Source organism: Jonesia quinghaiensis DSM 15701, assembly GCF_000423205.1.
Classification (GTDB): Bacteria; Actinomycetota; Actinomycetes; order Actinomycetales; family Cellulomonadaceae; genus Jonesia; species Jonesia quinghaiensis.
This window is the reverse complement of record NZ_AUHN01000005.1, coordinates 376,046-388,355: the sequence shown is the minus strand read 5'-3', so window position 1 is coordinate 388,355 and position 12,310 is coordinate 376,046. Positions and strand designations below refer to the sequence as shown.

Genomic DNA, 12,310 nt, shown 5'->3' with positions numbered 1-12,310 from the left:
ATGATGACGGCATGGCCCAACCAACCGACATCACCATTTCGCATGTCACCAAACAGTTCGGATCGGCCCTCGCGGTCGATGACCTCTCATTTACCGTACCCGCAGGCAAAGTCACCGGGTTTCTCGGTCCTAACGGTTCAGGCAAAACCACAACCCTGCGCATCCTGCTCGGACTAGTTTCGGCAACTTCGGGCGAGGCGACATTCGCCGGCACCCCCTACAAAGAACTCACCACACCCTTAGCAACCGTCGGAGCCTCGTTGGAGGCGACAAGTTTCCACCCCGGCCGCACCGCTTTTCACCATTTGCGCAGTTACGCACCACTGGCCGGTGCAACCGACGATCGGTGCCGCGAACTCATTGCCCTCGTCGGTTTGCAAGACGCCATGAACCAGCGAATCGGACAGTTTTCACTCGGCATGCGTCAACGCCTTGCCTTAGCAACAGCTCTTCTCGGCGACCCGGACTATCTCCTGCTCGACGAACCAGCCAATGGACTTGACCCAGCTGGCATTCGCTGGCTACGCGGATTCCTTCGCGATCTCGCCGCACATGGCAAAACAGTCCTTGTTTCCTCCCACATGCTGTCCGAAGTTCAACACTCCGTTGATGAAGTTGTGGTGATCTCCCGAGGGCGACTACGCCACCAATCGCCCGTGGGCGACTTGCACGCACTGTCCGTTCCACGAGTTCAAGTCATCACTCCAGATGTGGAGAAACTCCGCCGAATCACCCAGCACAACGGCTGGTCCATCGTGTCCGAGCAACCCGTTCACGAATCCACCCATGCAGTGGTTTTTGAAGGCACAAACCCCCAAGAAGTCGGGGAGGCATGTTTTGTCGCGGGCATCATGCTGCACGAATTAATGGATCTCACCGAGTCCTTAGAAGATGTCTTCTTGCGACTCACTGAAGGAGTGGCGTGATGATTGCCGTAGTGACCAGCGAGTACCGCAAACTCTTTTCAACACGCATGTGGTGGGTACTGCTCATCGTCATGGCCGCCTACATGGGCCTGACTGCCACAATGCTCGCTGCAATGTTTGGCCTCGGCGAATCTGCTGGCCTCGGAACCTCAGACGCACCACTGGCCATACTGCCAGACGAGCAAAAAGTCGCCTCCGTTTACACAACAGCCGTGTCCTTTGGGTATGTTTTCCCAGCGATCATTGGCGTGATGTCTTTTGGTGGCGAATTCCGCCATAAAACGATTACTGACACTCTTCTTGCTGTCCCCAACCGCACCCAACTACTGGGCGCAAAGCTCATCTCCGCCCTACCCATGGGATTGATGTATGGGCTTATTGGTACAGCGAGTTGCGTTGCCTTTGGTGGCGCAGTATTTGCCATGACAGGGATAGATCCCTTGCTGACCACGGTTGGTACGTGGGAAATCATTGGCCGCTCGGTGCTGGCTTTGACGCTCTGGCTCATCACTGGCGTAGCTCTCGGCGCACTACTGACCAACCAAATAACTGCCATCGTTGTCCTGCTCGTGTTCACGCAGTTCCTTGAACCAATCCTCCGCATTGTTCTGCCACGTTTTTCCTGGGGCCAAAACATTACGCAGTACCTTCCCGGCGCCGCTGGTGACTCAATTGCTGGCGGAAGCTTCTTTAATACGGTCGGGGCCTCTCTGCTCCCGATGTGGCAAGGCGTCGTGATCCTCTTGGCCTACACCGTGGTGTTTGCTGTCGTCGGACGGATGACCTCGCTTGCGCGCGACATCTCCTAGCCACGGCGAATCGACGCCTCGTTAACCACTCCCCCAGCACCAAACCGTCCACCATGTGGACGATTCTTTCCCCCTCACGCCTGTTCGCTTGAAGCGAACAGGCGTGAGGGTAAACAGCGCCCCTTACTTCTCCACCCAACATCGGCCACATGCCGAACATCACAAGACGAACTTTAACGACCACAAAGCCTCCCATGAGAAGCGCTTTACCCCCGAGACACGCACACGCAACAAGGCCAGCAACACACCTTGTCCACCCCCTGATGCGTCACAGACGATCTAGGTCTTAGGCCCTAACCTTGGTAGTGGTAGCCGCCTCACCCGGCGGAAATAAAGTGTGAAAGTGGGCGATCCCAAAGTGTCCTCCAATGCTGAGTCAAAGTCGATCGGCACGGCGAGCGCGGTGTTTGGTGCAAACGAGTGGCTCGTGGACGAAATTCGCGAGCAATATCTGCGTGACGCGGACTCAGTCGCCCCCGAATGGCGTGAGTACTTCACAGACAGCGGCACTCCCGCGCCTCAAGAAACCAAAGAACCTCAAAAGCCCCAAGAACAACCCCCCGCACCACCCCAACCCTCCAAGGCAGCCAGCGTGACCACCACACACGAGCCCACCTCTGCGACCCCTCCAGCGCAGACTCCCAGCCAACCTAGCGCCACAAGCCCTGCACCCACCGGGAACCGGACGCCACAGGCACACGAAGAGCAAGCATCGGCGGCTGCTCTACCCGTCGCAACTGCGCAACCCGCAACCGCACCCTACGCAGCTCAAGCGAAACGCTCCTCCCACGTCGTTGATGACGACGCGCCAGACAATATTGAGCGGCTCAAAGGCCCCGCTGCGCGACTCATCAAAAACATGGAAACCAGCCTTGAGGTGCCAACAGCGACCTCAGTGCGAGCCATTCCCGCAAAGTTGATGGTCGACAACAGAATTGTCATCAACAACCACCTCGTTCGTACCCGTGGTGGGAAGGTTTCGTTCACTCACCTCATCGGTTTCGCGCTGGTCGAAGCCCTTGCGGAAATGCCAGCAATGAACGCCGGCTATGTCGAACAAGAAGGTAAACCAGCTGCTGTTTACCCCACTCATGTCAACCTTGGGTTGGCTATTGATATTCAAAAACCCGACGGTTCCCGCCAATTGTTAGTGCCCGCAATTAAAAAAGCGGACACCATGGACTTTGCCCAGTTTGTCGAGGCCTACGAAGACGTCGTGCGGCGCGCCCGCCAAGGCAAACTAGGGGTGCCCGATTTCCAAGGCGTCACCGTATCCTTGACGAACCCTGGAACCATTGGGACAGTACACTCGGTGCCTCGTTTGATGAAGGGGCAGGGCGCCATTGTTGGTGTCGGCGCCATGGACTACCCGGCAGAGTTCGCTGGGGCTTCCACAGAGCGCTTGGCCCTCATGGGTGTGTCCAAGGTCTTGACCCTGACGTCAACCTACGATCACCGCATCATCCAAGGAGCCCAATCGGGTGACTTCCTGCGGATCATCAACAATAAACTCATCGGTCAGGACGGTTTTTACGACCGTGTTTTCCAGGCTCTGCGTATTCCTTATGAGCCTGTGCGCTGGGTACGCGACAACACTGTTGATGCGGATGCTGAGGCTCAAAAACCAGCACGCATCGCAGAGCTGATCCACTCGTACCGTTCACGCGGGCACTTCATGGCTGACACTGACCCGTTGGCGTACCGGCAACGGCGTCACACTGACCTTGACATTCAAACGCACGGACTGACTCTGTGGGACTTGGACCGGACCTTCCCCGTTCACGGGTTTGCGGGCAAGTCAAAGATGACCCTGCGTGACATCTTAGGTATTTTGCGTGACTCTTATTGCCGGACCGTAGGTATTGAGTACATGCACATTGGGGACCGTGAACAGCGGACCTGGTTCCAGGAACGCTTGGAAAACCCTTACGAGCGCACCCCCCGTGAAGAACAATTGCGGATTCTGCGGCGCTTGAACGCTGCTGAAGCGTTTGAGACGTTCCTGCAAACCAAGTTTGTGGGTCAAAAGCGTTTCTCGCTGGAGGGCGGGGAATCTATCATCCCGATGCTCGACGCAATTTTGTCTGGCGCCGCTGAAGGTGGGCTGGACGAAGTGTCGATTGGGATGGCACACCGTGGACGCCTCAACGTCTTAGCGAATATCGCTGGGAAGAGTTATGGGCAGATCTTCGCAGAATTTGAAGGCAACCTTGACCAGCGCACGTACCAGGGCTCTGGTGACGTGAAATACCACCTTGGCACTGAAGGAACCTTCACCGCAGAAAACGGCGCCAAAACCAAGGTCTCTTTGGCTGCAAACCCTTCACACCTTGAAGCTGTTGACCCTGTCCTAGAAGGGATTGTGCGGGCCAAGCAGGACCGCATCGACCTTGGTGGGGACGGGTTCTCTGTCCTTCCAATACTTGTTCACGGTGATGCCGCATTTGCCGGACAAGGCGTTGTGATGGAAGTGCTGAACCTGTCACAACTGCGTGGTTACCGCACTGGTGGCACCATCCACCTGATCATCAACAACCAGGTGGGCTTCACCACCGGGCCATCAAACTCCCGGTCAACCCACTACGCCACCGATGTGGCTAAGGGCTACCAAGTTCCTATTTTCCATGTCAATGGGGATGACCCTGAAGCAGTAGTGCGGGTTGCTCGCCTTGCGTTTGAGTACCGTGAGCGGTTCAACCGTGACGTCATTATTGACATGGTCTGCTACCGGCGTCGCGGTCACAACGAGGGTGATGACCCATCGATGACCCAGCCACTGATGTATAACCTCATCGAGGCCAAGCGGTCGGTGCGTAAGTTGTATACCGAAACCTTGGTGTCACGTGGTGATATCTCTGACGATGAGGCTGCAGAGGCCCTGCAGGACTACCAAAACCAGTTGGAGCGGGTATTCACTGAAACCCGCGAAGGCGGGTTCCTCCCACCAGCTGAAACGGAACCGGTCGCTGGTCTGGAACGTCCTGAATCCCAGCGTGAAGATGCCGGAACGATGGTCGGGTGGCAAACCGCGGTTCCGCAGAGTGTGCTGACCCGCATCGGCGAAGCGCACATTAGCCCACCCGCTGGGTTCACGGTGCACACCAAACTGCGTCAACTGCTCGACAAGCGCCACAAGATGGTCTCTGACGGTGGTATTGACTGGGGTTACGCGGAGATCCTCGCGTTTGGTTCCCTGCTCATGGAAGGCACCCCTGTGCGCCTTGCTGGGCAAGATTCTCGGCGCGGCACTTTTGTGCAACGGCACGCGGTCCTGCATGACCGCAACACCGGTGCCGAGTGGACACCACTGCTGTATCTCTCTGCGGACCAAGCAAAGTTCTGGGTATACGACTCTTCACTGTCGGAGTACGCGTGCCTCGGATTTGAGTACGGTTACTCTGTTGAACGCCCTGACGCACTGGTGCTGTGGGAAGCGCAGTTTGGTGACTTTGTGAATGGCGCGCAGACCGTCATTGACGAGTTCATCTCTTCCGCTGAGCAAAAGTGGTCACAACACTCCTCAGTGGTGTTGCTCCTCCCCCACGGGTTTGAGGGTCAGGGTCCAGACCACTCGTCGGCTCGTGTGGAACGGTTCTTGCAGTTGTGTGCTGAAGACAACATGACGATCGCTTACCCGTCAACACCTGCTCAGTACTTCCACTTGTTGCGCCGTCAAGCGTATGTTCGCCCCCGCCGTCCACTTGTGGTGATGACTCCGAAGTCAATGTTGCGGCTCAAGGCTGCTGCCTCAGACCCCGGTGATTTCACAACAGGCACGTTCCAGCCTGTTATCGGAGATGACGCAGCTGCTGCACGGGTTGCATCGGGTGACGCAGTGAACCGGGTTGTGCTGTGCACGGGGAAGGTCTACCACGACCTTGTCGCCTACGCGCAGCGCGAAGGGATTACCTCAACGGCGTTTGTTCGCCTTGAGCAGTTGTACCCGCTTGACGCACAGGGATTGCACGATGCGTTGGAGCCTTTTGGCAACGCCGACATTGTGTGGGCTCAAGAGGAACCTGAAAACCAAGGCGCTTGGCCGTTCTTGGCATTGCATCTGCCAAACATGGTTGAGGGGCGCAACCTTCAGGTTGTTGCTCGCGCAGCATCTGCCTCACCAGCGGTGGGAGCTGCAAAGGTTCACAAACAGGAACAAGAAGACCTGGTTGCCCGCGCTGTCGGTATGTGATTCTGTGCTGATGCCGGTGGATTGAGCGACACCATACGCTGCCCTAAGCGCCGATTCGCCCACCGGCGCTTAGGGTTGGTGTAGGAACTCAACGCAGGCAAGGAGTGCGCGTGTCAGAAACACAGCTGCGAATCGCGATCATCGGTGATGAATTGGTCGCAGGCGTCGGCGACCCCAAAGGTCTGGGGTGGCTAGGACGGGTGATGGCTCGTACCGACGCTGGCGTCACGACGATGGCTTTTCCCTTGGCTGTGCCTGGTGAAACAACCACCGAAATGTCAGCCCGTTGGGAAGGCGAGTTCGCTCGCCGTGCATCAAGTGATCCCGATGTTGATCATCGGTTAGTCATTGGGTTAGGAATCGCGGACATCACGGCAGGGTTGTCGGTTGCCCGGTCTCGTCTGAACTTGGCGAACATTCTTGACCTCGCTGACCAACACAAAGTCAAAACTTTTGTTGTGGGCCCACCGCCCACTGTGCCTGAACTCAACGAACATGTTCAGGAGTTGTCTCACGCTTACGCTGACGTCGCTGACCGGCGGCGCGTGCCCTACGTGGACACTTACACCCCACTTGTGGGGCACGACCAGTGGTATTCCGATCTTGCAGTCAATGCTGGCCCATACCCCGCTCAAGCAGGGTACGGACTCATTGCCTGGTTGGTATTGCACTCAGGGTGGTACAGCTGGTTAGGCCTGCCGGATGACCAGTAAGCCCGTGGGAACTATGCGATCAGCCCTGCACCGCGTAGTTCGATGGTGAGGTCTTGGGGATTACTGGCTACTGTGCAGGCGTCCTCGTACCGCACAACACCGTCCCGGACTAAGCCGAAGAGGTGCTGGTCGAAGGTTTGCATGTTGTAGTACTCACCATCAGCAATAAGGTCTGTCAAAGACGTGCCGTTTCCTGGGGCCACGATGGCTTCGGCGGTGCGGCCGGTGTTAATCAACACTTCAGCGACGACATGCCTGCCTTGATTGTCAGCTCGGCGCACCAATCGTTGTGACACGATGCCCCGGAGTGATTGGGCCAGCGCCATACGCACTTGCATTTGCTCGTGGGCGGGGAAGAAATCGACGATCCGGTTGACGGTTTCTTCCGCGTCGAGGGTGTGCAGGGTTGAGAGCACGAGGTGTCCTGTTTCACCTGCTTGCAGTGCGGCGCGCACAGTTTCTGCGTCACGCATCTCACCGACCAAAATAACGTCAGGGTCTTGGCGCATCGCGCCGCGCAACGCGGAGTTGAAGTCAACGGTGTCATGGCGTACTTCACGCTGGGAGACAATCGCTTTTTTGTCGGTGTGGAGTACCTCAATGGGGTCTTCGATGGTGACGATGTTGACTTCACGCAGCGTGTTGATGAGGTCCACCATGGAGGCGAGGGTCGTTGATTTACCTGACCCTGTTGGTCCCGTGACGAGCACAAGCCCGCGCGGTTCTAGTGCGAGTTCACCCACGACTTCAGGAAGCCCTAGTTCGTGAAGAGACATCGCTTGTTCTGCGACTCGGCGAAAGACAATTCCTACCATGCCACGCGCATGGTATGCATTGACGCGGAAGCGCCCAACTCCGGGTAGGTGGTACGCAAAATCGGCCTCGTGGCTTTCCAGAAAGTCCGCCAACAGGTGGGCAGGCAATACCTCTTCGAGCATCCGGCAAGTGTCAGAGTCTGTCAGGTCAGGGGTTTGCAGCTTGCGTAAGCGACCATCGACCCGTACTCGTGGGGCAGAGCCCACTTTGACGTGGAGGTCTGACCCGCCAGTGGAGGCGAGCGCGTGCAAGAGTGGAATAACAGACTGTTGTTGTGTCACACCGGGCTTATCGGCCACCGAAGGCCAGTCCTTAACCCCACGTCACGCCAGTGAGGTGCGCTGCATCACATGTGACACTGTGCACCGCGTTTTTCCCTGCCGCGATGTTGTGGAAAAATAGGCAGGTATACCTCACGTAAGGAGAAAACGATGAGCAAGCGCGGACGTAAGCGTCGCAGCCGTGCCGGCAAGGCCGCAAACCACGGTAAGCGTCCAAACGCATGAGAAAGAGGGACCCCATCGGGGTCCCTCTTCTTTTTGGTTCACACGATTTTGGTTGCCGGAATTACTCGATAAACCGGATGCTGGTGAACTGTGCGTGGATCGCTACCCGCAAATGTTCAGGGGCTTTCTCTGCACAGGAGCGTTTGAGGACCCGTTTAATCATTTCCTCAATGGACATTTCAGCAAGACACGGCGAGCATTCGGCAACATGCCGGCGCATTCGCAGAGCATCGTCTTCAGTCATTTCTGAATCCAGATACTCATAAATATGTGCGGCAACCGATTGGCATTCCGCTTTGTTGAGGTCGATCTCCTCGTGCGTCTCATTCTCACTCATGAGGCACCTTCTTCTCGGCGGCCAGTGGACGGGGTGGTGTTGATTCCGCGGCCTTGCGCGTAATCGGACAAGAGTTCCCGTAGCTGGGCTCTGCCTCGGTGAAGACGTGACATCACAGTACCGATGGGGCTGCCCATGATCTCCGCGATCTCCTTGTAGGGGAACCCTTCAACATCCGCGAGGTAAACTGCGATCCGGCGGTCCTCCGGGAGTTCCTGCAAAGCCCGCTTAATATCGGTGTCTGGTAGACGTTCCAACGCTTCAACTTCAGCAGATTTCAACCCACTGGATGTGTGTTGAGCGGCGCGTGCTATTTGCCAGTCCTCAATGTCTTCAGCTTGAGACTGCTGGGGTTCACGCTGCTTCTTGCGATAAGAGTTGATGTACGTGTTCGTCAAAATACGGTACAGCCACGCTTTGAGATTGGTGTCAGGCCGATATTGATGAAACGCAGCAAACGCTTTCGCGAAGGTTTCCTGTACTAAGTCCTCAGCATCTTGAGGGTTGCGGGTCATCCGCAACCCTGCCGCATACATTTGGTCAAGGTAAACCAAAGCTTCCTGCTCAAAACGCAGGTGCCGTTGCGCATCGTCTTCGCTGCCAGGGGCGCGGGTTGTTGGCTCGTCGGTGGTCATCACCTCAGAGCCTAATCCCCTTGGGCTGGCGATGCGCGTTTCACTGCTGCGGGCTGAGTTGGTGTCGGTCACTGTGCACGTCACGTGAGGCATAACCTGACACCGCTCACCGATATTCCCTCACGGCTTCTCCACTGGTGACAGGTAACGTCTTCAGTAGACGGTGGGGTGTTGGCGTAGCAGGCATGCTCACTCCCCGATAGGCTGAGTGAAGAATCCACCACCAAGGGAGTTCCTCATGTTTGTTCGCCGTCTGGCTCAACCGATGATCGCATCACTGTTGATCGCCCAAAGTTGGGAAGCGCTGCGCCACCCACAGCCGCACGTCGATGCTTCACGGGAGAAAGTAGACCGCGTGACGACAGCAGCAGGGATCGGCCCGGTATCTCCACGGCAACTCACCACGATTGTCCGCGCTCACGCCGGGCTGACACTAGCGCTAGGAATCCGGGTCGCTTTGGGGCGCACACCACGGACCAGCGCAACGTTACTCGCATTAGCAACAGTGCCCGTCGTGTCGCTCTACATGCCTGAAAACGCCGAAGAGGCGAAAGACCCCGACATTTCTGGCCCCTTCCTGCAGCGTCTCACCGCTCTTGGTGGACTTGTGATGATTGCCGGCGACCGCGGTGGCAAACCATCCTTAGGGTGGCGTGTCGGCAAAGCGAAAGACCACATGAAGGACAGCATCGTGGAACGCCGTGATGCACTGCGAGGCGATGCGTGACCACACCATCACCGCGATGGTGCGTTCTACCCTGCAAGACGTTCGACCACGCCCCGTTACCACCCTCTAGGCTGATCCCATGACGAACGATGGAGTCTCCTCAGCCAACCTGTGGCACGCCCCGCACGCCACAGACCTCACTGGCCCCCTCAATGCCTTGGTTACCGTACCGGGATCAAAATCACTGACAAACAGGTACCTGCTGCTCGCAGGCCTAGCACATGAACCGTCAGTGGTGCGTGGTGCGCTGCAATCACGGGATTCACAGCTCATGATTGACGCGCTGACCACACTCGGCGCAACAATCACCGCCTCCCCCGATGGCACCGAAGTACACGTCACACCCCTAACTGTGAGCGCTGACATCGGCGATGTCACGTTGGACTGCGGGCTTGCTGGCACAGTGATGCGGTTTATCCCCGCCGTTGCCGCTCTTGTCCGAGGGAACGTCACCATCGATGGTGATGAAGGCGCCCGGGCGCGCCCCATGGGTCCGGTCATCACCGCACTCGAAGACCTTGGTGTGGCGATAACCCGCCACAGCGGGGAATTCCTTCCCTTCACCGTGCACGGTACTGGGCAAGTCACCGGCGGCACGGTAACCGTTGATGCCTCTGCATCAAGCCAATTCATCTCCGGTTTGTTGTTGTCCGCAGCACGGTTTGACCAGGGACTCACGGTGCGCCACAACGGTTCACGTGTTCCTAGCCTTCCGCACATCGACATGACCTGCGATGTCCTGTCCGAACTGGGCGTCATCGCATCGTCAGCAGCCAGCGGGGCGTGGACTGTCGAAGCTGGCCCCATCAGGGGCGGCGAAGTTTACGTAGAACCCGATCTCTCCAACGCAACCCCCTTCATGGCTGCGGCCCTGGTGCTCGGCGGAACCGTGACCATACCGGGGTGGCCACTAAAAACCACCCAACCCGGTGCCCTTGCTCCATCAATTTTTGAGCGCATGGGTGCCCGCTGCGACATCAACGAACGCGGCCTCACCATCACCGGTAATGGTGTGATCCACGGCCTCGGGCACCTTGACCTGTCGGCAGCTGGTGAACTTGCCCCCACCTTCGCTGCTCTTGCCGCACTCGCCTCAAGCCCCACAGAAATCCACGGAATCGCACACCTGCGAGGCCATGAAACTGACCGCCTGGCGGCACTATCCGGTGAAATCAACCGGATGGGCGGCAACTGCGAACAACACGAAGATGGCCTACTCATCACACCGGTACCTCTCCACGGCGGGGTGTTCCAGACCTATCACGATCACCGCATGGCCACGGCAGGGGCAATCATCGGGTTACGAGTCACGGACGTGGCGGTCGAAAATATCGACACCACAGCCAAAACTCTTCCCGGGTTCGCCACAATGTGGCGCGACATGCTGAACACAGCCGGGACGGCATCGTAAAATGCTCATGCCCACCTTGCACTGAGCGAACGGACCCCATGCCTGCACACCCTCTCGACGAATCCTCGTTCTCCTCACGCCCCTCGCGGCGGGGGTCACGGCCGCGAACCAAAATCCGCCCAGCGCACGTTGACGCGGTGGGCGGAATGGTGACAGCAGTAGACCGCGGACGCTACACAGTGCTTGTCGGAGCTGATGTTGGCACTGGGCTCCTTGTCCGAAACCCCGGCGTGGGTGAGGAACGCGTCATTACCGCGATGAAAGCCCGGGAACTCACCCGGGACCGGATTGTGTGCGGGGATGTCGTGGAGATGGTGGGCGACGTCAGCGGCGCTGAAGGCAGCCTCGCCCGAATTGTGCGGATCGCAGAACGACGCAGTGTCCTGAGGCGAACAGCAGACGACACTGACCCGTACGAGCGGGTTGTTGTGGCAAACGCCGACCAACTCGTCATTGTCACCGCCCTGGCAGACCCAGAACCACGCACCCGCATGATTGACCGATGCGTGGTTGCAGCAACAGCGGCAGGTATGGACACTGTTTTGTGCCTCACGAAAGCGGACCTTGCTGACCCTGGTCCGCTCCGGGCACTGTACGAGCCAGTGGGGGTTCATGTTGTGGTGACCCAGCAGGATGAAGACGGTGCCATCACCCCACTAGAAGCGGTGCGTGAGGTTCTTGCCGGGCGGTTGTCAGTGTTAGTTGGTCACTCCGGGGTGGGGAAATCGACCCTGGTGAATGCGCTTGTCCCCCAAGCTTCACGCGCCACAGGCCACGTCAATGCGGTGACCGGGCGCGGACGTCACACCTCCACCTCAGCTGTTGCCTTGCGCCTTCCTGGGGAGGACGGAAGTGACCTTGGGTGGGTCATTGACACCCCAGGTGTGCGCTCCTTCGGGTTGGCTCACGTTGAAACTGACGATGTCCTCAAAGGTTTCGAAGACCTCACCGACATTCTCGACACCTGCCCTCGCGGGTGTACACACCTTGACTCTGCACCTGACTGCGCCTTGGATGACTGGCTCACTCAGGCGGGGAAAACCCCAGATAAAGAGGCTGGGGTGCTTGCGTCACGAACAGCGCGCATCGAATCGCTGCGGCGCTTACTTGATGCTCGGCAAGACTCTTCCCATTCTCACGAGTAAACGGGGTGTAGAACGGGACATCTGTGCAGGCGGTCGATAGTATGAGCGTATTGTGCCGCTCGGTGTATATCGCGCACCGCTTCACCCCATGGTGGA

Annotated in this window: 11 protein-coding genes; 8 read left to right on the top strand and 3 right to left on the bottom strand. The window is 57.9% G+C overall.

Annotation, left to right across the window (positions count from 1 at the left end; translation table 11 throughout):
- Positions 1-11: 11 nt before the first annotated feature.
- The 4 genes from G538_RS0104955 to G538_RS0104940 all read left to right on the top strand — a co-directional run bounded on the left by G538_RS0104955 (position 12) and on the right by G538_RS0104940 (position 6,637).
- The gene (locus tag G538_RS0104955; RefSeq protein ID WP_029068452.1) at positions 12-926 is read left to right on the top strand and encodes an ATP-binding cassette domain-containing protein; all 915 of its coding nucleotides are present in this window, start codon (positions 12-14) and stop codon (positions 924-926) included.
- On the top strand, positions 926-1,735 hold the full coding sequence (locus G538_RS0104950) for an ABC transporter permease (protein WP_029068451.1): 810 nt from the start codon (positions 926-928) through the stop codon (positions 1,733-1,735). Before G538_RS0104955 ends, G538_RS0104950 begins: the two co-directional genes overlap by 1 nt.
- 343 nt (positions 1,736-2,078) lie before the next feature.
- Positions 2,079-5,924 (top strand): multifunctional oxoglutarate decarboxylase/oxoglutarate dehydrogenase thiamine pyrophosphate-binding subunit/dihydrolipoyllysine-residue succinyltransferase subunit, encoded by a 3,846-nt coding sequence (locus G538_RS0104945; protein ID WP_245566795.1) that lies wholly within the window; start codon positions 2,079-2,081, stop codon positions 5,922-5,924.
- A gap of 110 nt (positions 5,925-6,034) precedes the next feature.
- Complete coding sequence (locus G538_RS0104940; protein ID WP_029068449.1) at positions 6,035-6,637, top strand: GDSL-type esterase/lipase family protein; 603 nt, start codon at positions 6,035-6,037, stop codon at positions 6,635-6,637.
- An 11-nt stretch (positions 6,638-6,648) separates the two neighbouring features.
- On the opposite strand, the gene G538_RS0104935 is transcribed toward G538_RS0104940, so the two are convergent.
- Positions 6,649-7,752: a type IV pilus twitching motility protein PilT gene (locus tag G538_RS0104935; RefSeq protein ID WP_245566794.1), complete on the bottom strand. Its 1,104-nt coding sequence runs from the start codon at positions 7,750-7,752 to the stop codon at positions 6,649-6,651.
- Positions 7,753-7,884: 132 nt separating this feature from the next.
- Here G538_RS0104935 and G538_RS18510 point away from each other — a divergent pair, with 132 nt between their 5' ends.
- Positions 7,885-7,959: a 50S ribosomal protein bL37 gene (locus G538_RS18510; protein ID WP_404810762.1), complete on the top strand. Its 75-nt coding sequence runs from the start codon at positions 7,885-7,887 to the stop codon at positions 7,957-7,959.
- A 61-nt stretch (positions 7,960-8,020) separates the two neighbouring features.
- Here the strand turns inward: G538_RS18510 and rsrA are convergent, their stop codons facing one another.
- On the bottom strand, positions 8,021-8,296 hold the full coding sequence (gene rsrA, locus G538_RS0104930; protein ID WP_029068447.1) for a mycothiol system anti-sigma-R factor: 276 nt from the start codon (positions 8,294-8,296) through the stop codon (positions 8,021-8,023).
- On the bottom strand, positions 8,293-9,024 hold the full coding sequence (locus G538_RS15155) for a sigma-70 family RNA polymerase sigma factor (RefSeq protein ID WP_084618092.1): 732 nt from the start codon (positions 9,022-9,024) through the stop codon (positions 8,293-8,295). Before G538_RS15155 ends, rsrA begins: the two co-directional genes overlap by 4 nt.
- A 145-nt stretch (positions 9,025-9,169) precedes the next feature.
- Here G538_RS15155 and G538_RS0104920 point away from each other — a divergent pair, with 145 nt between their 5' ends.
- The 3 genes from G538_RS0104920 (at position 9,170) to rsgA (ending at position 12,214) form a co-directional block, all read left to right on the top strand.
- The gene (locus tag G538_RS0104920) at positions 9,170-9,658 is read left to right on the top strand and encodes a DoxX family membrane protein (RefSeq protein WP_029068446.1); all 489 of its coding nucleotides are present in this window, start codon (positions 9,170-9,172) and stop codon (positions 9,656-9,658) included.
- Positions 9,659-9,737: 79 nt separating this feature from the next.
- Positions 9,738-11,069, top strand: coding sequence for a 3-phosphoshikimate 1-carboxyvinyltransferase (aroA, locus tag G538_RS0104915; RefSeq protein ID WP_029068445.1), 1,332 nt, complete (start codon positions 9,738-9,740; stop codon positions 11,067-11,069).
- Positions 11,070-11,107: 38 nt separating this feature from the next.
- Positions 11,108-12,214, top strand: a complete 1,107-nt coding sequence (gene rsgA / locus G538_RS0104910; protein ID WP_029068444.1) for a ribosome small subunit-dependent GTPase A — start codon at positions 11,108-11,110, stop codon at positions 12,212-12,214.
- Positions 12,215-12,310 lie beyond the last annotated feature (96 nt).